Origin of the sequence: Weissella sagaensis (assembly GCF_005405285.1) — a bacterium.
GTDB lineage: Bacteria > Bacillota > Bacilli > Lactobacillales > Lactobacillaceae > Weissella > Weissella sagaensis.
On the sequence record NZ_BJDT01000001.1, the window covers coordinates 47,219 to 70,481 of the forward strand.

Sequence of the window (23,263 nt, forward strand, 5' to 3'; positions counted from 1 at the left end):
ATATGAAAGAGGTAATATGATGACTAAAATTTTAAATGATACACGTGTATTTGCAGTAAATCCAAATATAGATGTGCAAGATGTGACATTTCAAAATAGATTCGGTTTTGTTTTAGCTGGTCACCTTTATAAGCCGTTGAATTTCGAAGAGGGAAATAAATATGCAGCAATTGTGATATCAGGACCTTTTGGGGCTGTTAAGGAGCAATCAAGTGGCTTATATTCACAAACTTTAGCAGAACGCGGTTTTGTTACCTTGGCATTTGATCAATCTACTACTGGCGAGAGTTCAGGAAATGTCCGTAACATGGCATCACCAGATATTTTTACAGAAGATTTTTCAGCTGCTGTTGATTTTATTGGTATGCAAGATTATGTTAATCGTGAAAAAATTGGTGCCTTAGGTATTTGTGGGCTTGGTAGTCATGTGCTTACTGCGGCTGCAATTGATAAACGTATTAAAGCCGTTGCGACCAGTGTTATGTACGATATGGGTGAATCAATGTGGCAAGGTATAGATGGTTCTAAGACGCTAAAGCAACAAGATATTGAACGTGATTATTTAGCAGAACAACGTTGGCATGATGCTGAAAATAATACTCACGAAGTCGGACCACATGAATTACCTTTCGATGAGAATGACCAACCTATTCATTTGACAAGTATATTGCCAGATAAATTGGATGAAGATGCAGATCCAGTAACTACCGACTTTTTCCACTATTATAAGGAACGGGCTTTCCACCCTCGATCAGTTAATTCAAATGGTGCTTGGGCAGCTACGAGTCCTTGGAGTTATTATAATTTTAGCTTGCAGCAGAAAATTTCTGAAATCGCTCCTCGACCAACACTAATTGTAACCGGTGAGAAAGCACATTCTCGCCATATGGCAGAAAAATCATATGAATACTTGCACGAACCTAAGGAATTAGTTATTGTACCTAATGCAACACATGTGGATTTGTATGATCAAATGACATTAATTCCCTTTGATAAATTTGAATCATTCTTTAAAGGTAATTTAAAATAAATTTTCTTTATTTGATGCGCTAGTAGATAATTTGAGAAATTTTAGGGGTATAATATGGAAATAAAAGAACTAATAAATAAGATGGACACAGATCACGTTATACCTGCAAATTCAGAACTTAATCGTGCAATGAATGACGTGTCGTCAGAAACACGCCGCTTGTGTATGACTTTAAATACAGGTGTTTACACGGATGATGAAATCAGAGACCAATTTTCTCAGATTATTGGCAAAACAGTTGATTCAGCATTTACACTGTTTTTACCTTTTACAACAGATTTTGGGAAAAATATTGTTGTTGGAAAAAATGTGTTTATTAACTCAGGTTGCCGTTTTCAAGACCAGGGTAAAATTGAGATTGGTGACAATAGTTTAATTGGTCATAACGTTGTCATTGCAACGATTAATCATGATTTAAATCCAAAACATAGAGGAACTTTGCATCTACAACCTGTGAAATTAGCAAATAATACATGGATTGGTTCTAATGCCACCATTTTAGCCGGTGTTACGGTTGGTGAAAATTCAGTCGTTGCTGCTGGTGCGGTGGTTGCCAAGGATGTACCAGCTAATACAGTTGTTGCAGGCACCCCTGCTAAGTTTGTTAAACATCTGGAATATTAAAAAAGAAGCAAGCTACCACTAATTGGCAGCTTGCTTTATTTAATTAATAGATAATTATGCTTCAAAGTCTTTTAAAATGTCACTAAATGCGGGTTGTCCATCAACTGGTAAGTCATATGTTTCACGATAATTATTGACCATGTCTTCACCAAAAGTGCTTGTTTCAAGTGGCATAAAGCTAGTATCAATAGGATCAATATTTTGGATTTTAGCATCCAAGACGATTGGTTTGGTATTACCATGTGCTTGGAGTTCATTAATCTGAGTCATCGCTTCGTGTAATTCAGTTAAATTAGTAACAGTAAAGCCAATTGCCCCCATGTTATTAGCCATCTCACCCCAATTTGCACCTAATAAATCAATACCATAAGGTGCTTGGTTAGCTTGAATTTTTTCATGTGCAATGTAACCAAAGGCACGATTTTCTAAGACAACATTAATAACAGGCAAATTATACTTCACTTCAGTTAGTAAATCAGGCATAACCATAGCGTAACCACCATCTCCTGAAATTGACCAAACTTGTTTGTCTGGGAAACTTAATTTACCAGCTAGACCTGCTGGTAGCCCGAATCCCATGGTTCCGTACCATGCAGACATCGTAAATTTTTGTCCCTTATTAAGTGGTAATTGACGAATTGACCACTCCGTATTATTACCAACATCAAGACCAAAGATAGCGTCATCTGAAGCATTCTCTTTAATTGCTTGTAAGACACCTTCAGCCCGTAAACCGTTTTTATCATCTTTAGCTAGTTTGTCTAACCAATCTAGCCAAAGGTGACGATCCTGCTTAGCAGCTGCTAAGAAAGGCGTCGTTTCTGCTTGATAATTAGTGTTAGCTAATTCAGATAAGAAACGCTTGGCATCAGCTAGGACTGTGATATTCGCATCAAATTGCTTACCTAAGTCAGCTAAATTGTTGTTTACTTGGATAAATGTTTTATCTTGTGGCATGAAACGAGCGAATGGATAGTTGGTTCCGACGAATAGAATCAAATCACTTGTTTGACTGACTTCAAACGCTGATTTAGTCCCAAGACGACCACGAGCCCCCATGTAATAAGGATGATCTGTTGGGAAAATACCAGTTGCTGGAGCAGTTGATAGGACTGGTAGACCAAACTTTTCAGCGACCGCAATTGCTTCCTCACGAGCCCCTTGTGCTCCTTTACCAAGCCACATAATAGGACGTTTAGCGTTTTTAATAGCCGAAGTCACTTGGTTCACATCTGCAGATGACATAGCTAAGTCTAGTTGATGCTGCTTATAAGGCTTGGTTTGACGCTCTGTATAGTCAATTTTTTGACCCGATAAATCATCAGGCAAGATAACAACTGAAACTGAACGTGTTGCGTATGCTGATCGAATTGCTTCATCAACTACTTGAGGAATCTGTTCTGCACTGACAACTTGCTTATGGAAAGTTGCCACGTCAGCAAAGATTGGGTCTTGGTTCATTTCTTGGAAGAAATTAGTGTTCATTACCCCCGTAGCAGATTGACCAACTAATGCTAATACGGGCGTATGATCCATTTTGGCATCATATAATCCATTCAATAGATGAACGGAACCTGGACCAGCTGATCCAAATGCTACGCCAATTGTACCTGTTAACTTTGAATCTGCTGAAGCAGCTAAAGCCCCAATTTCTTCGTGTCGCACTTGAATATATTTAATGTTTTCACGTTCTTGATATAGACCGTCAACCATATTGTTAACAGAATCAGCCGTAATACCATAGACGTGATCTACGTCCCATTTTTCTAATACCTTTGCTAATGCTTGTCCTGCTGTCATATTTGCCATGAATAGATACCTCTTTTCACATTAAACGGAGCGGTATAAAATCGTTCTTTTGTTTTTATTAATTGATATTTGTTCAACTTGTGAACAATGATTAGTATATCACTTACTTTTTGTAAGTTAAAGGACTGTTTTATATTTTTGGAGTAAATTCGGGATTTTGTTTCTGTTTTATTTGTAAACTTTTACACTGTGTCACAGTATATGGATGTATGGGTTGAAATCAGAACAACGAATGATATTATCAGTGAAGAATTAATGGATTTATTGTACGACAATCAAATGGGTGTGCGAGAGAAAACAATTGTCGTGATTGATGACAATTTATTTTTTGAAGAATAGGTATACGTATACAAAAACGACAGTAAATATTTACTGTCGTTTTTAAAATATAAAAATTACATTTATTTGCCTTTTAAATATCGATTGTTTTATTTGTTAATCAACATAATCTGTCTTAGTCTTGTTCATCCAAGCATAAGTCATGCCAATGATTAACGCACCACCTACATAATTACCAATTAAGGCAAAGAATAAGTTGTGTAGCACGCTTCCAAGAGTCATACCAGCAATTGTGCCATGTGAGGCGAAGAAAGCTAGTGAGAATGCTGGGAAATTAGCAATAACATGTTCATATCCTAAGAATGCAAAGATGAAGATGATAAAAATAATAGCCATCACTTTACCAGCATCATCTTTCATTCGTAAGTTCATAAATAAGGCTGTATTAACGATAATGTTAGCAAAAATGGCTTCGACAAAAATTTGCAATGAGGGTTTACTTAGTTTACTCGCAATACCATCAAATAGGTAATTATTTGTTGGTAAATCTTGGAACGGTCCGGTCAATGAAATAAGATAAGCAAATAAAATTCCCCCAATTAAATTAAATAATAATGTTGTTCCTAAAACCTTAACGGCGGTTGAAAAATTAATTTTTTTACGGTAGACCCCAACAGTCACAAACATCATGTCGGATGTTCCTAGTTCGGCTCCCATGAAGATAATCATAACCAATGACCAACTAAACATAAAAGCAAAGGTAAATTTACCAGAACCGGGTAAGATCTTTTCAGCTTGTAGAGCTGTTCCGAATGCGGCAGCCGTTCCTAAAGTTAAAAACAAGGTTGCCAGCATTGCCCGCGCAGCGTAACGTGCATAACTTGTTTGAAACAAAGCGACCTTGTTCATTAAAGCAGCATCTATTTTGCTAAATAGTGGTGATTTTTTAACGGAAGACTCCTGCTTATGGATGGTATCAGCGACAGGTGGTTTCACAGTGTTATCTCTTGTTTGAGGTATATCCATGTTATTTTCTCTTTTCTAGCAATTTTTGAATTTCAGGGTTTATTGAGAAACATAGCATGTTAAATAATAGATATTCTTTATAGTAGTTTGTAACTTGCGTAGATGTTACAGCTGCTCTTTATTTGGTAAAAGTTATTTAATTAAAAAAGACGGGAAATCTAGCCCATACCGGATTATGCCGTGATTATACAAACCTTTTTTCCAAAGTTATCGAGCTTAATAAAGAATTTCTGATGTATTTAAAATTGTAATGTACTCACTCATAACATCATTTTATGAACATAAAAATAAAAGATGTAATGGTATACATCTTCGTCGACGAACTTACATTACGCTGTTATATGCCGTAATTCAAGAAATATTCTGTGAACATTGTGAAGAAAAATAGTATAAAAAAGCATACCGGTATAATTATCGGTATGCTGGCATGGATCATAGATTTATTTATGATATGGTGTGTGGGCGTTAATCATAAATCCTCGATAGATTTGTTCAGTTAAGACAAGACGCATCAATTGATGTGGCAAAGTAAAACGTCCAAAACTAATTTGCGTATTGGCACGCTTTAAAACTTCAGGTGATAATCCTAAAGAACCACCAATGATAAATGTTAAATCTGATTTTCCTTGAACGGTTAAATGTTCAATTTCAGCAGCAAGTTCTTCACTAGAACGTTCAGCTCCTTTGATAGCTAGTGCAAACACATATTCTTTATCTTTAATTTTACTTAGAATGCGTTCGCCTTCTTTACCCATGACTTGGTCCATTTGCGCTTGCGAAAGTTGTTCAGGTGCTTTTTCATCTGGTACTTCAATAATGGATACTTTTGCAAATTTATGCAATCTCTTAGTATATTCAGCTATGCCATCCTTTAAATATTTTTCTTTTAGCTTACCAACGCCAATAATTTTTATGTTCATTTGTTTGTTCGCCTTTCTATAAAAAATAATTGATTTTTAAAATTTATTTGTTTAAATGTGGATAAATAGCGAAAATCATATTAAAAATAAGGTTATCCACAAGTTACTAACAGGTTTTAAAACAACTATAAACATTATTATATCAGACCTTTTAAAGGTTTACGTTAACATTTTTACCTATTTATACACAGTTGTGTGTTATGTCTGTGCATAACTTTTAAAAAGTTATCATAACAGTATTTGTAAACGCTACATTAAATGAATTTTCCCTAATATAAGAATAGTTATAAAAAGTTATGCACAGACTAGATTTCATATTTGTGATTTATTAACAAAATATATAACTTGTTTAAAAGAAAAATATTCGATTTTAGCAATTTATCTCCCCTTTTTTAGTTGATTTAATAATAGTAAAACGATTTAAACACATATTATTTTTGAAAAAGTATGGTAAATTTTATTAAAAGCCTAAAATTTAATAAGGTTTAACCTAATTTTAAGTTAAAACCCTAATTTAATAGTGTTTTGCTTTATTTGCTTCTTTTAAACAGGTTATCCACATTGAGGTATTGGTTGATTTAACAAGGTTTTCTTTGGAAAAAACGTAAGTTATTAACAGGTTATCCACAGATGACGGTGGAATACGTGGACTTTTCCTCCATTTGTCCACAAAAATCTGTGAAAAACTTTTGTGTTCCTCCTGTATAATGTAAATATGTTGGGAGATACTTAATTATGAAAAAAATATTTAGCAAATTAACGCCACCACAGATTTTAACGCTGGGATTTTTGGTTATTATATTTGTTGGTGCTTTTGTATTAAGGATGCCGATATCACAACAACCAGGTGTACATGTTAACTTTATGAATGCATTATTTACGGCAGTTTCAGCTACGGCCGTAACGGGATTAACGGTTGTTAATACTGCGACGACTTGGTCATTATTTGGTCAGATTATCTTGCTTATTATGATAGAGATTGGTGCTTTAGGATTTATGACGTTTGCAGTGTTGTTATTTGCGCTTACCGGCCAACGTTTGGATTTGAAAGCCCGTTTAATGGCGCAGCAGGCCTTAAATCTTAGAAATTTAGCTGATGTTAAAAGTGTGTTATCATATGTGTTTTCATTGTCAGCCATTATTCAATTAATTGGCGCATTTTTGATGCTACCTGATTTTATACCACGCTTTGGTCTGACCAAAGGTATTTATCTCAGTGTGGCTTCATCGATTTCATCATTTGGAAATGCTGGTTTTACATTTTTTGATAAACCAGTCTCTTTCTTACAAAATGATCCGTATATTTTGATTATTTGGATGTTGCTGATTACAGCTGGATCGCTTGGTTTCTTAGTTTGGCGTGATCTGTTATTGTTTTACAAACAACGACGCGTCAGCTTACATACTAAAGTTGCCATTCACGTGTCTGGTTGGTTGATAGGTATCAGTTTTGTTCTATTCCTTATTACTGAAAAAATTTTAGCACCACTTATGACGACCACCTCTTTTGGTAATCGTATCGTGGATAGTTTGTTTTTAGCAGTTGTACCAAGAACCGCTGGATTAGAGGTCATACCGCTATCTAATTTATCTGCTGCGGGAATTATGATTATTACCTTTTTAATGTTTGTTGGTGGAACGCCAGGATCGACATCTGGTGGTATTAAAACGACAACACTAGGTATCTTATGGATGCAGTCAATGGCGGCGTTACGTGGTCAAGAGCAAGTGAACTTTGGCGGCCGACGTTTTAGTCAAAAAATTGTGATTAAGGCGATGATGTTAGCGGTTATCTCAATTGTTTTTGTGGCAGTTGTTTCATTGTTGTTAACGATTACTGAAACAATACCGAAAGGACAAGGTTTAGAATACATTGTTTTTGAAGTAATCTCAGCATTTTCAACGACTGGTTTTTCTTTGGGGCTAACTCCTCATCTGACAGAATTTGGAAAAGTTGTGATTATGATTGTCATGTTTATCGGTCGTGTTGGTTTGTATACAGTTATGTTTTCTGTCATGAATATTCGTGACAAGCCACGTAAATTCCAATACCCGACTGAAGAAGTCATTATTGGCTAGAATAAAGAAAAAAATGTAAATGATGGGAGTTTAAAGTATGACAGAAATTAAAATGATTGCGTCAGACTTAGATAGCACGTTTTTAAATGATAAAAAGCATTATCATAAAACACATTTTACGGCTATTTTAAATCGATTATTGGCACAAAATGGTCATTTTGTAGTTGCAAGTGGTCGTGATGTTGCATCAGTGGATCCAATATTTAAGTCCTTTGCGGGTCAATATGATTTAGTTGCCGATAACGGCGCAGTTGTCCGAACGGCTGCTGGAGAAATTATTCAAATGGTTGGGCTACATGTAAAAGATGTTGCTGTCATTATGGAAGTTGTTAACGCACTACCTTTCCAACCGATACATGGCGCAGTTTTTACGGGGATAACACAACCTTATATGTTGAAATCACAAGCACGTATTAATCTAGCACACAAAGCTAAAATAGCTAAATTTTATCCGAATTTAAAATTAATTGATTCGGTGGATCAAATTAATGAGGCAATTTTAAAAGTAACGATTACGTATGAAGAAAATAAAATGCAAGAATTTATTGATGCAGCGCGCTTAACTTTGGACGATCGTGGCCATGTGACAACATCTGGATATGGTTCAGTTGATATCGTAGCCCCTAAGATTAATAAAGCGAATGGTTTGCAGGTGTTAGCTAGTCATTATGGGTTTAAATTAAATGAAAATTTGGCTGCATTTGGTGATGGCTTAAATGATGCCGAAATGTTAGCCACTGCAGCACGCCCATTTGCAATGATTAATGGTGATGAAACGCTAAAAGCCCTTTATCCGTTAGCTGTTGATGATAATAATCATGATGGTGTATTGAAAACGATTGATACGTTAATTTAAATAATTTTGTAAAAAGCCAGCTTTGTTGTTAAAACAAGGTTGGCTTTTTAATTGCATAAAATGTATAAATATACACGATGTAATGAGGTGGTTGGAGAAAAAGTTCGATTGAAAATTAAATGTGTTAATATTTTGTTTCCCCTTTTAAAATGTAGATAAATTTTCCTTGATATTTATAGTGAAATAATTCACAATTAAGTATAAAAAAAGCCAGCCTAGCTGGCTGGTAGTTTATGATAAGTTATCCATAGCGTCGTTTAATAGTTGATCAACAGTAATGTTACCGTGACTTGTAGCATGACCTTTTACCCAAATGAAAGATAAACGTGTTGCAAGCGGTGGTATTAACGCATAAATCTGTTGCCAAGCATCTAGATTAGCAATTTCACCAGAGCTTTTGCGCCAATTATTATCTGCCCAGTTATACATCCAATTTGTGGCACTATCTAATACATATTTTGAATCACTGACAATCGTAATGGGATCTGAAACTTTACCTGCCTGTAAAAGCGCATTAATCAGGGCTAAAATTTCCATTTCATTATTTGTGCGTCCAAAATAGGCGCCACTGTCGGTGAAAATCGGATCAGTTAGGTTAGAACCGTGGTAAATAGCAATTGCCCAACCAGCTTTATCACTAGCTTTGACATGACCACCAGCTACGTTACCAGTATTACGGCTACCACCATCGGTGAAAATATAATATTGATGAGGGTCGGCTTTAAACTGACCATTATACGCAGTTGTGTACTGACGTGATTGATCATTTTGAACAGCTATTTGCGCATCAAACCAAGTTTGTGCTTCAGCTTTGGTCGCGAACCCCTTAAATTTTGGTGCAGGTTTTGTGCGTGTATAAGCTTGGACTTGTGACCAAGGTTTTGTGTAAAGACCTTCGTATTGATTACCAACAATGGCGTAAGTTTTCATAGTAAATCAGCTATCCTTAATCATGAATTTTATGACTTAATCATAACGTATTTTTTGGTATACTGCCAAGTTGACAGTTAATATTGTTTTAGTGTAGTATAACAGTGCAACACTGAAAGGAGCTAACATGGAATTTAGTTCGAATCAACCGATTTATTTACAAGTTGCAACTTGGCTAGAACAACAAATTATGGAAGGCACGTATCAAGCTGGTCGTAAAATACCAGGGGTACGTGATTTAGCTGTAACATTAATTGTTAGTACGCGAACTGTGCAAAATGCGATTAACCAATTAGTTGAAAATGGCTTAGTTGTTACGAAGCGCGGTCAAGGTAATTTTGTTACTGAAGATCCAACGAAAATTAGCATCATAAAAGCAGATAAAAAAATTGATATGACCAAACAATATATTGATAATGTGATACACGTTGCGCAAGTTAATGAAATACCTGAACTAGTGGCTCATGCTATCGCTAAATATGAAGAAACACAACCATAGGGAGGCATAATGTTACAGGTTAATAATTTACATTATACAAAAAGCCGGCATGTTATACTACGAGGATTAAGCTTTACTATTCCAGAGAACCGCACAGTGGCTTTATTGGGTGAAAATGGCGTTGGAAAAACAACGTTAATGCGGTTAATTGCAGGCTTGATTGAACCCAATCCACATTCAGACATTATGATTGATGGTGTTATGGGTGCAACGATTAAGTCGAAATTGTCATATGTTTCAACATTGAGTTGGACTAATAATTATGATCGTGTCAGTGACGTTGTGGCTTATTTTAAAATGGGATATCCAGATTTTAATGAAGACCGTATGGAAGAATTGATTAAATTTATGCGTATTGATCGTAGTCGGCGGATTGCTAAATTATCTACTGGAATGATTGAAAAATTACTGATTGCCTTGACTATTTCACGAGACACCTCAGTTTATTTGTTAGATGAACCTTTTGGGGGTGTTGATGTATTAGCCCGCAAAAAGATTATGCAGTCATTGTTACACTGGCTTCCAGAAGATGCGACGGTATTGGTGTCAACACATTATATCCAAGAAATTGAAAGTTTAGTTGATGATGCGCTTATCCTAAAAGATGGCCGTTTATTGGCCTACCAATCTGTTGAAAATATTCGTCAAACAGAAGGCTTGTCGTTAGAACAATACTATACGCAACTTTATATTGAGGATAATGGAGGGCGTGAATAATGTTAAAAAATACACGTCTCTTTAAAATCTTCGCTAAAGATTCAATGAATCATGTACTATTCATTACTGGAATTGGTGCAGTGGTCGCAATACTAATTATTATTTGGCAATTATTACCTTTTGTACCGCATAATACGTTAATAAATGATGGTGGCGGTATTGCCGCATTTAAAGATCGTGTTATCGTCTTTGAAGGCCTTTTAGCATTTTTAATTGTTTTAGTTTTGGGTGTGCGTATGTTTATTTCATCTTCTAAATCATGGAATAAATCAAAATATGTTTTGCTACCAGCACGTATTGATCAATTAATGATTTGGAACTTGGTCGGTCGGTTTATTGTGAATGTGTTTGCCATGATGGTTACTGGAATTGTCTTTTTAGGATTGGAATGGTTGATGAATTCAGACTATCATGACAATATTATGGACGTTTTAACCTCTGTTACGCTGTATCATGTCGGTCAATTTTTTGATGGGTTAATCTTTTTATATTTATTTGTGAATTTAGCCGTTGTAACGAATAATTGGTTAATGGGTTTTGTCGGTGATAAATGGCAACAACGTGCAAAAATATTCGGCCTGATTTTAATGATTTTTATTTTGGGCTATGGGTTATCATGGTTACCTGATAGCTGGATTACAGATATTATTGCTGATATTGGTATGCTAGGATTAATTTGGTACTTGTTAAGATATCATAATGAGGCAAAATAATGAAAAAACATCTCACTGAGCAAAATGTGACTTAGTGAGATGTTTTTTTGTGTAATTTAATTAACTGTACCAATGTGTGTTAATTTATGATCTAAATGACTAAAAATAAAGCGATCAGCATAGCCAACAAATAATCCTTGGAAGAAAAATGAAAAGAGGGTACCAATATTTAATGCCACAATTTCTCCAGAAGCTAACCAGACAATCAGTGAAATAACCATTGGAAATGAGAAATTGAAAGTTTGTGAGATGGCAGCATTACCCTTGAAAAACATAAAACGAGTAAGATTAGTTAAATCATCCATTGGATGCAAAATAAACTGCAGACGTTGGGTTATGGAAACCCCCATGGCAATGAATATAATACCAATGAAGTCAATAATAATACGCCATACCAGTGGTAAATGCTGTAATGAAGAAAATTGTGTTGAAACGATACCAATAACGCTACTAAAAGCGATTAAAAATAATAGGTTACCGAAAATATGGGGCCAATCAATTGCGCGTTGTAATGCACAAGTAACAACGGTGGCGATAACACCGTAAATAAATAAAAAAATACTGATTGATATACCAGTAACATTAGCAAGATTAGCTGCAGATGCAGTCCAAGGTGCTGATCCCATGTTAGTTGCAACGGTAATCCCGTTACCAAAAGCATTAAAAACTAAACCTGCAATAAAATAAATACTAAGCTCTGCTGAAGATAATTTTCTTAGTTGGCCATGATTGTTATACATAAAATACCCCTAAATGTTAAATACGTTCTCTTTTTCATTCTAACAAACTTTACTAAGACTGACTGTTGGATTTGAAGAGAATTATTTAACTAATGACAGCCAATGACTCAATGTTCGTGAAAAATGAATTAAAGTTCGCTTTTTGTCAGGAAAAATAAGCCGTTTACGAAAAAAATAAGATAAACTTTGATTTTTAATGGTTAATTATACTACAATAGGAAAGTTGTTTAAAAATTGAATTATGTATTAAGGGGTCTGATTTCATGTTTGAACGTTATTTCAAGCTTTCTGAATCTGGAACATCTGTTAAAACAGAGTTACTTGCTGGTTTAACAACGTTTCTATCAATGGCTTATATTTTATTCGTTAACCCTTCAGTTCTTGGCGCAGCGGGGATGGACAAGAATGCCGTCTTTGTTGCAACAGGACTAATTGGTGCTATTGCAACTGTCTTTATGGGTGTTGTCGCAAAGTATCCATTTGCGATTGCGCCTGGCCTAGGTATTAACGCTTTTTTTGCTTATAGTGTTGTTATCGGTATGGGTGTTAAATGGCAAACTGCGTTAGCTGGTGTGTTTGTGGCTGGTGTGATTTTTTGGATCTTAACAGTCTTTAAAATCCGCGAGATTATCATTAATGCGATTCCGGCTGATTTGAAAGCTGCGATTGCAGGTGGTATTGGTTTGTTCATTGCCATGATTGGTTTGGTTGATGGTGGTATTATTTCTGCTAATAAATCAACAATTATTGGTTGGGGTGACTGGAGTGATCCAAAAGTATTGCTAACCATTGTTGGTGTGTTAATTACTTTTGCACTATATGCTCGAAAAGTTCCAGGCGCTATCTTTATTGGTATGGTGGCAACGTCAATTATTGGCTTGTTCACTGGTTTGATTCCATTGCCTTCATCACTAGTTGCTAGTGTACCAAGCTTATCTCCAACCTTTGGTCAAGCAATCTTTGGCTTGAAAGATGTGTTTACCTGGGAAATGGTGCCAGTTATCTTAACATTTTTGTTAGTTGCTTTCTTTGACACAGCTGGTTCATTGATTGGAATTGCCCGTTCAGGTGGTTTCTTAGTTAACAATGAGTTACCACGTGCCGGTAAAGCCTTGATGGCCGATGCAATTGGTATGTTGGGTGGTTCTCTACTAGGAACGTCACCAACTACAGCATTTGTTGAGTCATCTACTGGAATTGCAATTGGTGGTCGTACCGGACTAACTTCAGTATTTACTGGATTGTTCTTGCTATTATCGTTATTCTTCTCACCATTATTGGTTGTTGTGACATCTAATGTTACAGCAGCCGCTTTGATTATTGTTGGTGTGTTAATGGCAAGTAACTTTAAGGCAATCAATTGGGATGATTTCCCAATTGCTGCTGCATCATTCTTAACGATTATTGGTATGCCATTATCATACTCAATTTCTGATGGTATTGCGCTTGGATTTATTGTTTATCCATTGTTGATGATCGTTACGGGTCGTGCTAAAAAAGTTCATCCAATTATGTACGGATTAGGTTTGCTATTTATTTTGTTTGTTATTATTCTACAAACAAATGGATAATAGTTTCATGTGAAACATTAAAAAAACGATAGGTGTCTTTTTAGAAGATGCCTATCGTTTTTTTATAGTGTTTTTAATGCATGTCGTATCTCATTTATTAAAAAAGCCACTAAACGGGTAGTGCGACCGTTTAGTGGTTAATACGTAGAATAGTCTTTCTTATCAATAAGTACATTATACAAGGTAATTTGAATCATGACTAATAGAAGCTATCAGATGACTAATTTAATTCATGTTCACTAGTTTTTCCGGCAATGATTGTGAGCATGTCGTGTAATGAAATTTCGACCATATTGCGAATGGCATTATCTGTGTAAAAACCAATATGTGGTGTCATAATGGCATTAGGTAAGGCCATGATAGTTTTCAAATAGGCATTATTAAAATCAGTAGTTGAAAAATCATTACTGAAAATATCTGCTTCACCTTCAATTGTATCTAATCCAGCGGCAGCAATCGTGTGATTCTTTAGAGCAGTAATTAATGCAGGTGTATCAACAACACTGCCTCGTGAAGCATTGATAAAAATAGTGCTAGGTTTCATCTGTTGAAAAACAGCTGCATCAAATAGGTGATAAGTACTATCAAGTAATGGTGTATGTGTTGTAATGATATCAGCAGTTTTGAAGATTGTTTCATGATCAACATAGGTTAAAACGCTGTTTAGTTCAGGCCGATGAATAGGGTCAGCAGCAAGTACGGTCGCACCAAGCGCTTTAAAAATGCGAGCGACTTCACTACCGATTTTACCAGCACCGATAATACCAACGGTTAAATCGTGTATTTCACGAGATTGAAGACCATCCCAGGTGAAATCATGATTTTGCACACGTTGTTGCGTCGTGTGCAAGTTGCGTAATAACCACATGGTTTGGGCTAAGACCATTTCAGAGACTGAACGTGGTGAATATGCAGGGACGTTGGTGACTTTTAGATTATTTTGAGTTGCTAACGGTAAATTAATAGTGTCGTAGCCAGTAATGCGAAGTGTGATTTGTTTAATTCCAAATTCATGCAATTTTTCATATACGATTGGATCATCAATAAGATTGTCTTGCTCAGTTGAAATACCGTCATATCCGTTAGCTAAATCAACCGTATCAGGATTAAGGGTGACAGTATTCCAATCAATTTGGACATCATGATGATGCTTTAGCCATTCGGTAACGACAATTTTTTCATCATCCATGATGTTATACATTAAAATTTTGATCATTAGCATTTCCTCTAATTAAAAAGTTAGTTTTTCAAAAGCACGGACTGCTGCTTCTAATGTTGTCATATCTTGTGTAACAGCGATGCGAATATAACCACGACCAGCATCTCCAAATGCCCGTCCAGGAATAACTAAGACACCTACTTGTTCTAGTAAGTAGTTACTGAAGGTTACATCATCCATGCCACTGGCTGAAATATCAGCAAAGAGGTAAATACTACCGGCAACAGGTAATATCTTTAGCCATGGTAATTTATTTAAAGCAGCAGCAACGTAATTGAGGCGGTTACCAAATTCTTCTTTAAGGGCAGGTGTAAAATCATCAATGTGATTTAAAGCATAAGTACCGGCTGTTTGTGAAATACTAGGTGCCGAAAATGTAATGCCTTCATTTAATAAACCAGCGGCGGCAATGACATTAGCAGGACCGGCTAGGTAGCCAATGCGAAAACCAGTCATAGCGAAAACTTTAGATAATGACCCTGTGACTAAGGTGTGGTTTGGAGCCAGCTTTTCAAGCGGGGTAAATTCATGATCACCATAAACAAATGGCCAGTAAACTTCGTCAGCAATCAAATAAAAATCATGCTCTTTAGCAAGATTAGCAAGTGTTTGAAGTAATTCCTGATCATAAACAGCACCAGTCGGGTTATTAGGCGTGTTGACTAAAATTGCTTTTGTTTTATCGCTAATTGCCGCTGTAATGGCCTCTTTAGTTGGCTGGAAGCCGTTTTTAGCCTCACAAGTAACGATGATTGCTCTACCGCCGTTAGCCTCTACTTGGGTTTTATAAGGTGAAAAGTAGGGCTCAAAAATGATGACCTCATCCTCGGGATTAATAATGGCACCAAAAGCTAAAAAGGTTGCATGTCCGGCCCCAACTGTAGCGCGAACATTTTCTTTTTTGTAAGACAAATCAAATTTTTCTTGATAAAAGTCAACAATGGCTTGCAAATATTCGATGTCACCATCACTAGCTGAGTAATGCGTATTACCTGCGGTTAAACTATCTTTAGCAGCAGTTAGTATTGGGGTAGCAGTTACCATATCGGGATCCCCGATTGATAAATCAATGACATTTGTCATTAGGGCAGCTGTTTTGCCAATTTCTGACATAATATTTTCGGATGGTTTACTAAATAAATTAGCTAGACTACGTGGCATATGAACACCTTGCTTTCTCATTTTATTTTAATGTTATTATACATGTATTATGACTGATGTACAGATAATGTTATATGGTGTGGTTTATCGTGATTTATTTGAAAAATCATAAAAATACCCCGAGAGTTAAGTTTTTACTTTAACTTTCGGGGTACACTTCAGTTTGCGTTAGTGGTTTTTTATTATCATTAAGATAAATAAATCGTTAAATTAGTGTGCGTTAAGGATTTACAATAAAGTTAGCGACTTCTTCTTGTTCAACCAAAATAACGTTGTCGGCTACAATTTTGGCCATTGCATCACGAGCTTCCACGGTAGCATTGCCAATATGGGGTGTTAAGATGACGTTCTTTAATAACTTCAAACCATCATTTACGTCTGGCTCGTTTTCGTAAACGTCTAAAGCAGCACCAGCAATTTCATCATTGTTAAGTGCTTCTAATAAAGCAGTTTCATCAATAATTGGACCACGACCAACATTAATAATAGCAGCTGTCGACTTCATTGCTTTGAAAGCACTCATCGCAAATTGATGATAATTTTCATCAGTTTGTGGCGCACTAATGACAATAAAATCACTTGTTGCTATTAATGTATTTAAGGGTGCATAAGTAACTTTTTCTGAGCGTTCTTCGGGATCAGATAGTGGATTGCGCTTGTAATATTGAACATGCATCCCCAAAGCATTTGCCTTACGAGCAATATCACGGCCAATATTTCCTAGGCCAACAATTCCCAAGGTTTTCCCAGCGATTTCATTGCCTAAAAAGTACAAAGGTGCCCAACCTGGAAAACCTTCACGCCGCATTTTTTTGTCGCCTTCAACAATACGATGGCTCAGTGATAAAATAAGGCCGATTGCGACTTCAGCAACAGCATTAGTCGATACTTTTGGTGTGTTGGTGACAACGATTCCTTTTTCTTTAGCGTAAGCTGTATCAATGTTGTTAAAACCAGCCCCAAAATTAGCAATTAATTTTAGTTTGGGTGCAGCGTCGATGATATCACGGTCAACCTTAGTAGAAAGTGGTGTGATCAAAAAATCAATATCTTCAACATTTTGTAATAGTGTCTCGTGTGAAATGAGTTTTGTACCGTCATATACAGTAACTTCAAAACCAGCATCAATTAATTTTTGTGTGGCAACTTTAGGCAACTTTGCTGATAAATAAACCTTACTCATGATAGTCTCCTTTGTGTTTTGGTTACGCTTACATTATCTCGTTATTTACCAGAAACTTCAAATAAGTTAACTGTTAGTTTTCTGGATTTTTTAGTAATATTTAGATACAATGACTTTTAAAATACATTTGGGGGATAACATGAACAAACGTTATATACGACTCTTAATAAAAATATTATCAGTGATTATGCTGATTTTATTAGGTTGGTTAATTGTTCGTTTATATCAAATTGGGATGTTTAACGATACAAATACTTTGATTAATGTTTTGAAAAAGTATGGTATCTGGGCGCCCATTATATTTATTTTTGTGCAAATCATTCAAGTTGTGGTACCTATTTTACCAGGTGGTGTTTCACTAGCTGCAGGGGTTGTGATGTTTGGGCCTTGGTTAGGATTTATATATAATTATGTAGGGATTGTCCTGGGATCAATGATTTTATTTTGGTTAGGACGACGTTATGGTCGTCGTATCATTGATGTTTTCGTCAGTGAGGATACGTTAAATAAATACATTGGCCGTCTGGATTCAAAGGGATGGCATTGGACATTTGCGTTACTAATTTTTTCACCAGTAGCACCAGATGATGCTTTGGTACTCCTTACAAGTTTAACTAAAATGACCTGGCGAGAATTTATCATGATTTTATTGTTGGGTAAACCATTGTCAATCTTTATTTATAGTTTGGGGATGTTGTACGGTGCAGATTGGTTGTTGAGAATACTAGGTAGTTAAAAGATAGACGGCATCTAAGTTACTTATAGAGACAAATAAGCCACCAACCTAACCATTTTAATTTGGTAGATTGGTGGCTTATTTATATTAAAAATATTTGTTTATTCTTTTACTGTTTTATTTAACTTTTCAGCTTGGTAATAATCTGGGAATACTTTGGCACTTTTGACACCCCAGTAATAGAAAATTAATGAGATGATAATAATGACAACAAAGTCCCAAGGATAATGAATCCAGTTAATGCCGTTAAATTCATGACTACCAATAAATGAAATGATTGAAATAAAGATTAAGTAAACAATCAACCACAAAGCTGATTTAAACGCTTTAAGGGTATCGTTGTGCTCGGCTTTATATTCATAATAAAAGTAGATTGGTAGACCTAACATGATGACAAGAATAACTTCCACTGTGGTTGGCCACATTGACCAGTAAATAGCTAATGAAGCTAATACGAAAGCAAGTGGCGCCATAATTGATAAGAAACGTAATTTAATAGGCCGTTTGAAATCAGGTGCTAAGCGTCTAAAAGCAACGGTTGTAACTGGTCCAGTTAAGTAAGCAATTAATGTTGAAGCACAGACAACAGTTGCAAGTGTTGACCAAGAACGGAACACAGAAACCATTAGCATACTAATCACAAGGTTTGTTAACATCGCAGCATGTGGCATATGGAATTTACCACTAAGTTTACCTAAAAAGCTGGGGATGTGTTTATTGCTTTCCATAGCGAATAGGACACGACCAGTAGAGGCGGCAAAAGAGACACCAGTTCCAACGGGTGAGACAAAGGCATCTAAGTATAGTAAAACAGATAACCAATGAATACCTAATAGAATAGCCAAATCAGCAAATGGTGAACTGAAGTTAATACCATGCCAACCATATTTTGCTAAGGTTGCTGGATCAATAGCAGTAATAAATGCACTTTGAATAAGAACGTAAATAATACCACTGATTAATAGTGATAAGAAAATACCGCGTTTGACATTTTTCTTAGTATCTTTAATCTCACTTCCCATGTTAATCACAGTTTGAAAGGCGTTAAATGAGAAAATAATTCCTGCTGTTGCCGTTGCTGAGAAAATAGGCGCAGAGCCATAGGGCATGAATTCATGTATTGAGTGGCCATAGTTACCAGGATGAAAACTTGAAAGTGTCAACATGATAATCGTAATGGCCGGAATACCAATTTTAAAAATTGAAATAAAATTAGTGAAGCGTGTTAATAATGTAACTGACCAAAAATTAATTAGGGTAAATACAAACATAAAAGCAAAAACGAGCCATAGCCCTGATGTTGTAATTTCACCGTTACTAAAAAATTGGTTTGTCCAATTAGCCCATGACCAAGGCCATGAACTCATATATTGAACAGCTGCAACAGCTTCGATTGGGATTAATGCAATCAAAGATACCCAGTTTGACCAGGAAGAGATGAAGCCTAGTAAAGGTCCGTGTGAGTATTGCGCATAACGGCTCATACCCCCAGCTTCAGGAAACATTGTTCCTAACTCAATATAGTTATAGGCGATTGAAGCGATAACTAAACCACCAATTACCCATGAAATGATTGCGGCTGGTCCAGCAACACGGGTTGCCTCCCAAGATCCAAATAGCCAACCTGAACCAATTAATGATCCAAGAGTCAGCATGACAAGTTGAAATAAGCCAATCTTTTTTGTTTTCTTTGACTTCATAAGTCCTCCTTCTGATAATAGCCACTATTGTAACAAATTTATGAAATAATACCAAATTCCGAAAAATACTACATGGTTTTATCTTTAAAATAAATACGTAACGAATACTTGTTTATTGATTAACGTGTGAAAGCGTTTGAAAAAAATAGTGTGTTCATGATATATATTTTGAGGATACGTCATAAATAAAATGCAAATTGATTGTAAAGATTATTACAAGCGAATTGTTAACGAATTAATTAATGCATGTTACAAAAGTTCGCTATATATCGAACTTTAAACGATTAAATGTTAAGAGTATTTGAATTTTGTAAATAATATGGCTGAATTTTAATGATTAATTGACCTTATGTTACGAGAATTTTGTTGCGTATTAGTCTATATTTTTCGATAATATAACTTGTGTCTGTATTATTTTTTTGGGAATCTGATTAAGGAGAACAGCCGTGATTTTTAAAAAACGTCTTGATGAGGCAATCACAACATCAAAGTTAGCAGTACTCTTAATTCCAGCTATGACATTATCAGCTGGTATAACATCTTTAATGGCAGCTAAATCGTATGAAATAATTAGGCTAGCAAATGCTAACGGTAAGGCAATTGAGGAAGAGAAGAAACTGCATGATTAATCGTATTTTTACGTACCTCAAAAGTGACATCATGTTTACTGTTAGTATGTCATTGGCGGTGATAACGTCTTTTTTTGTGGTACCAGACTTCGGTGCTGTTAACTGGCACACCATTTTTAGTTTAATGACGATGATGATCTGGGTAAGCTTACTAGAAAATGCAGGTGTGTTACATGCTGTATCCGTCTGGTTAGTTAGTAGAAGTCATCATACACGAGCGTTAATGACAAGTGTGACGCTATTATCATTTTTTGGTGCGATGTTATTGTCAAATGATATTGCAATCTTAACGCTGATGCCAATTTATTTACGTTTAGCATCTGAATTATCTAATCAATTAAAGATCATTGGGTCGACTTTAATTATTATGGCTGCCAATTCAGGAGCGATTTTGTTCCCATTTGGTAAGTCGCAAAACTTATACTTATTTGGACACTATGGTGTTAGTGTTGGTGAATTTTTTAAATGGTCAGGCGCACTGACAGTTGCATCATTAATTTTGATGTTTATTATTACAAGATTTATTAAATCAACACCGTTATCAATTAATTTACAACCAGCAGAACGTATTGAAAGTCGTTCAATGACGTTTTTGATTATTACTGGCGTTATCTTGATTGTAACAATTTTTGGTTGGTTACCATTTAATATTGTGGTTCCAATCATGTTAGTTATATTCTTTATTTATAATCATAAAATATTTACAATGGTTGATTATGGCTTATTAACAACATTCTTTTTCTTCTTTGTTGCCACAAATAATTTAGCAAACATACATATCGTACAGGATTTAGTTAGTTCACTATTTGATACACCGTCGCATGTGTTGTTTGGAAGTTTTTTGTTGAGTCAAGTCATTTCAAATGTACCGTCAACAATTTTGATTTCAACATTTACAGATCATGCACACGAATTATTCTTAGGAACAAATATTGGTGGTTTGGGAACGATGATTGCATCGATGGCTAACTTAATTGGTTACCGTGTTTATCGCCAAATTGAACCTGATTCATCAGCTGCTTTTTTGCGATTGTTTATGGTTTTAAATTTTGTTATGGCTGTCGTACTATTAGTATTATTCGGCATTTAGTTAATAAAACAGTTTAAGGATTTGATGGGTATATCAAATCCTTTTTTATATGCAAAAAAGCATAATGGTCACTGATTACTGCTATTAAATTGAGGATAAAACAGGTATAATTAGGGGGAGATTTTGGCTTTTTAATGAGTCGGAGAAAGAAATGCAGAAAAAATTAGATGAACCCGATATTGAAACTTTGGCAAAGAAGGATATATTTGCAAAGGTAGCTGATGGCGATTGGTATCAATATGCCAAAGAACCGCAGATACAAGCGATTGTTAAGGCAAGTACACAAGCGATTCAACGAATTAATCAGATAGCTGTTACTGACACGCAAGAGGCGTTGCGCCAAATACATGCGTTAGCACCTAATATAGCCAATGATGTTGAGTTTTATTTTCCGATAACTAATATTGAGCACCCGAATAATTTGTATATTGGTGAGGGAACCTTTATCAATTTAAATTTTACTATTTTAAGCGCTGGTAAAGTTACAATTGGAAAGAATTGCTTCTTAGGACCAAATACACAGTTGTACACCCCTAATCATCATCCACGAAATAAAGTGTTGCGTCGGGCTGGTTGGCAGTATGATTTGCCAATTACAATTGGCGATGATTGTTGGTTTGGTGGCTCGGTAATTGTTTTACCAGGAGTGACGATTGGCGATAATGTCGTTGTTGGTGCTGGAAGCGTTGTAACGCATGATATACCTAGCAATACGGTTGTTGCAGGTAATCCTGCTAAACCAATTCGTTATGAATGATAAAGTGTTGGAGTATGAAAGTAATCTAGCGTAAAAAAGTAGTAACTTGCCTGATTTATCAGCAAGTTACTACTTTTTTCATTATCACGAGTTAAATAAAATCTTTACCAACAAAACCAGTTTTATCTGTATCGGTAATTTTTCGTAAAATGCGGCAAGGATTACCAGCTGCAACAACGTTATTTGGAATATCGTGTGTCACAACGCTACCAGCACCAATAATCACATCATCGCCAATGGTGACCCCTGGTAGGACCGTAACGTTGGCGGCTAACCAGCAACGATTGCCAATCGTAATTGGTTTGGCGATGCACCCGCCAATTTCACGTTCATGAGCATCAAATGAATGGTTGCTTGTATACAAACCGACCTTTGGACCAAATAAAACACGATTCCCAATGGTGACCTTAGCGCCATCTAAGATGACCGCATCATAGTTGGCATAAAAATAGTCGCCCACATGGATATTACGACCAAATTCGCAACGGAAATTTGGATTAATATCAGGTTGTAGACCGGCACTTCCAAATAAATGACGGATTAGTTGCTCTTTTTTCACTGGGTCTGTTTCTTGGTTGAGTTCGTTGGTTAGCTTTGTAGATTGCTTGCGCTCGGCCACTAGGATTGGATCCAAATCATTATATGTTTTACCCGTGGCCATATAGGTGAATTTTTCATCTAAATTCATTATATATCCCCCAAAATTATAAGTATAACTAGCATAGCATAATTATCTTTGCTGGCTAAATAATAACAAATAGGTTGACAAATGATTTTAAATTAGATTATTATGAGAATACAATTAAAGCCGAAGGAGTTATATTATGAAAAATCATCGTATATCACAAGTAAATAGTTGGCGTTATTACTTTCGTTTCTTTATGTAGTGTTTGCATCACATTAATACAGGTGCAAACACGAAACACATGTTTGCACCTGTGGGAAATGAAAGCTATTTAGAGTGGCTTTAAAAGATCCTGCAGGTTTAGGAAAAA

The 23,263-nt window shown here is 35.7% G+C and carries 23 protein-coding genes; 13 read left to right on the top strand and 10 right to left on the bottom strand.

Annotated elements, in window-relative coordinates:
• Window positions 1-19 precede the first annotated feature (19 nt).
• Both FFM55_RS00215 and FFM55_RS00220 read left to right on the top strand, forming a co-directional pair.
• Window positions 20-1,030, top strand: a complete 1,011-nt coding sequence (locus FFM55_RS00215; RefSeq protein ID WP_137600453.1) for an alpha/beta hydrolase — start codon at window positions 20-22, stop codon at window positions 1,028-1,030.
• 54 nt (window positions 1,031-1,084) lie between these two features.
• A complete protein-coding gene (locus FFM55_RS00220; RefSeq protein WP_137600339.1) occupies window positions 1,085-1,654 on the top strand; it encodes a DapH/DapD/GlmU-related protein in 570 nt (189 codons plus the stop codon).
• A 54-nt stretch (window positions 1,655-1,708) separates the two neighbouring features.
• On the opposite strand, the gene FFM55_RS00225 is transcribed toward FFM55_RS00220, so the two are convergent.
• A complete protein-coding gene (locus FFM55_RS00225) occupies window positions 1,709-3,463 on the bottom strand; it encodes a thiamine pyrophosphate-binding protein (protein WP_137600340.1) in 1,755 nt (584 codons plus the stop codon).
• A gap of 201 nt (window positions 3,464-3,664) precedes the next feature.
• Here FFM55_RS00225 and FFM55_RS09760 point away from each other — a divergent pair, with 201 nt between their 5' ends.
• On the top strand, window positions 3,665-3,802 hold the full coding sequence (locus tag FFM55_RS09760; protein WP_155982497.1) for a hypothetical protein: 138 nt from the start codon (window positions 3,665-3,667) through the stop codon (window positions 3,800-3,802).
• 96 nt (window positions 3,803-3,898) lie between these two features.
• Here FFM55_RS09760 and FFM55_RS00230 read toward each other — a convergent pair whose 3' ends face one another.
• A complete protein-coding gene (locus tag FFM55_RS00230) occupies window positions 3,899-4,768 on the bottom strand; it encodes a formate/nitrite transporter family protein (protein WP_081839282.1) in 870 nt (289 codons plus the stop codon).
• 440 nt (window positions 4,769-5,208) lie between these two features.
• Complete coding sequence (gene rlmH / locus FFM55_RS00235) at window positions 5,209-5,688, bottom strand: 23S rRNA (pseudouridine(1915)-N(3))-methyltransferase RlmH (RefSeq protein ID WP_042492279.1); 480 nt, start codon at window positions 5,686-5,688, stop codon at window positions 5,209-5,211.
• Window positions 5,689-6,423: 735 nt separating this feature from the next.
• Between rlmH and FFM55_RS00240 the strand changes: the two genes are divergently transcribed.
• Window positions 6,424-7,767: a TrkH family potassium uptake protein gene (locus tag FFM55_RS00240; protein WP_137600341.1), complete on the top strand. Its 1,344-nt coding sequence runs from the start codon at window positions 6,424-6,426 to the stop codon at window positions 7,765-7,767.
• Window positions 7,768-7,804: 37 nt separating this feature from the next.
• On the top strand, window positions 7,805-8,623 hold the full coding sequence (locus tag FFM55_RS00245; protein WP_042492276.1) for a Cof-type HAD-IIB family hydrolase: 819 nt from the start codon (window positions 7,805-7,807) through the stop codon (window positions 8,621-8,623).
• Between the two features lie 231 nt (window positions 8,624-8,854).
• On the opposite strand, the gene FFM55_RS00250 is transcribed toward FFM55_RS00245, so the two are convergent.
• Window positions 8,855-9,553, bottom strand: coding sequence for a ribonuclease H1 domain-containing protein (locus FFM55_RS00250; RefSeq protein WP_042492274.1), 699 nt, complete (start codon window positions 9,551-9,553; stop codon window positions 8,855-8,857).
• A 127-nt stretch (window positions 9,554-9,680) separates the two neighbouring features.
• On the opposite strand from FFM55_RS00250, the gene FFM55_RS00255 reads away from it, so the two are divergent.
• From FFM55_RS00255 to FFM55_RS00265, 3 genes are read left to right on the top strand one after another with little or no spacing between them, the layout of a single operon-like run.
• Window positions 9,681-10,052 carry a GntR family transcriptional regulator gene (locus FFM55_RS00255; RefSeq protein WP_042492271.1) on the top strand — a complete coding sequence of 124 codons (372 nt, stop codon included), beginning with the start codon at window positions 9,681-9,683 and terminating at the stop codon, window positions 10,050-10,052.
• Window positions 10,053-10,061: 9 nt separating this feature from the next.
• Window positions 10,062-10,769 carry an ABC transporter ATP-binding protein gene (locus FFM55_RS00260; protein WP_042492270.1) on the top strand — a complete coding sequence of 236 codons (708 nt, stop codon included), beginning with the start codon at window positions 10,062-10,064 and terminating at the stop codon, window positions 10,767-10,769.
• Window positions 10,769-11,482, top strand: coding sequence for a hypothetical protein (locus tag FFM55_RS00265; protein WP_042492268.1), 714 nt, complete (start codon window positions 10,769-10,771; stop codon window positions 11,480-11,482). Before FFM55_RS00260 ends, FFM55_RS00265 begins: the two co-directional genes overlap by 1 nt.
• Window positions 11,483-11,538: 56 nt before the next feature.
• Here the strand turns inward: FFM55_RS00265 and FFM55_RS00270 are convergent, their stop codons facing one another.
• Window positions 11,539-12,222, bottom strand: a complete 684-nt coding sequence (locus tag FFM55_RS00270; RefSeq protein ID WP_137600342.1) for a DUF6198 family protein — start codon at window positions 12,220-12,222, stop codon at window positions 11,539-11,541.
• A gap of 263 nt (window positions 12,223-12,485) precedes the next feature.
• On the opposite strand from FFM55_RS00270, the gene FFM55_RS00275 reads away from it, so the two are divergent.
• Window positions 12,486-13,793 (top strand): NCS2 family permease, encoded by a 1,308-nt coding sequence (locus FFM55_RS00275; RefSeq protein ID WP_137600343.1) that lies wholly within the window; start codon window positions 12,486-12,488, stop codon window positions 13,791-13,793.
• 220 nt (window positions 13,794-14,013) lie between these two features.
• On the opposite strand, the gene FFM55_RS00280 is transcribed toward FFM55_RS00275, so the two are convergent.
• From FFM55_RS00280 to FFM55_RS00290, 3 genes are all read right to left on the bottom strand, one after another.
• On the bottom strand, window positions 14,014-15,009 hold the full coding sequence (locus FFM55_RS00280) for a D-2-hydroxyacid dehydrogenase (protein WP_042492261.1): 996 nt from the start codon (window positions 15,007-15,009) through the stop codon (window positions 14,014-14,016).
• Window positions 15,010-15,024: 15 nt separating this feature from the next.
• A complete protein-coding gene (locus FFM55_RS00285; protein ID WP_042492260.1) occupies window positions 15,025-16,173 on the bottom strand; it encodes an aminotransferase class I/II-fold pyridoxal phosphate-dependent enzyme in 1,149 nt (382 codons plus the stop codon).
• Between the two features lie 220 nt (window positions 16,174-16,393).
• Complete coding sequence (locus tag FFM55_RS00290) at window positions 16,394-17,356, bottom strand: 2-hydroxyacid dehydrogenase family protein (protein WP_137600344.1); 963 nt, start codon at window positions 17,354-17,356, stop codon at window positions 16,394-16,396.
• A 139-nt stretch (window positions 17,357-17,495) separates the two neighbouring features.
• Between FFM55_RS00290 and FFM55_RS00295 the strand changes: the two genes are divergently transcribed.
• Window positions 17,496-18,092 (top strand): TVP38/TMEM64 family protein, encoded by a 597-nt coding sequence (locus FFM55_RS00295; RefSeq protein WP_052348378.1) that lies wholly within the window; start codon window positions 17,496-17,498, stop codon window positions 18,090-18,092.
• Between the two features lie 101 nt (window positions 18,093-18,193).
• On the opposite strand, the gene FFM55_RS00300 is transcribed toward FFM55_RS00295, so the two are convergent.
• A complete protein-coding gene (locus tag FFM55_RS00300) occupies window positions 18,194-19,792 on the bottom strand; it encodes an APC family permease (protein WP_137600345.1) in 1,599 nt (532 codons plus the stop codon).
• 446 nt (window positions 19,793-20,238) lie between these two features.
• Here FFM55_RS00300 and FFM55_RS00305 point away from each other — a divergent pair, with 446 nt between their 5' ends.
• From FFM55_RS00305 to FFM55_RS00315, 3 genes are all read left to right on the top strand, one after another.
• On the top strand, window positions 20,239-20,421 hold the full coding sequence (locus FFM55_RS00305; RefSeq protein ID WP_042492251.1) for a hypothetical protein: 183 nt from the start codon (window positions 20,239-20,241) through the stop codon (window positions 20,419-20,421).
• On the top strand, window positions 20,414-21,511 hold the full coding sequence (locus tag FFM55_RS00310; protein WP_042492249.1) for an SLC13 family permease: 1,098 nt from the start codon (window positions 20,414-20,416) through the stop codon (window positions 21,509-21,511). Before FFM55_RS00305 ends, FFM55_RS00310 begins: the two co-directional genes overlap by 8 nt.
• Before the next feature lie 151 nt (window positions 21,512-21,662).
• On the top strand, window positions 21,663-22,268 hold the full coding sequence (locus FFM55_RS00315; protein ID WP_042492246.1) for a sugar O-acetyltransferase: 606 nt from the start codon (window positions 21,663-21,665) through the stop codon (window positions 22,266-22,268).
• A 91-nt stretch (window positions 22,269-22,359) separates the two neighbouring features.
• Here FFM55_RS00315 and FFM55_RS00320 read toward each other — a convergent pair whose 3' ends face one another.
• Window positions 22,360-22,956 (bottom strand): sugar O-acetyltransferase, encoded by a 597-nt coding sequence (locus FFM55_RS00320; protein WP_042492245.1) that lies wholly within the window; start codon window positions 22,954-22,956, stop codon window positions 22,360-22,362.
• Window positions 22,957-23,263: the final 307 nt, after the last annotated feature.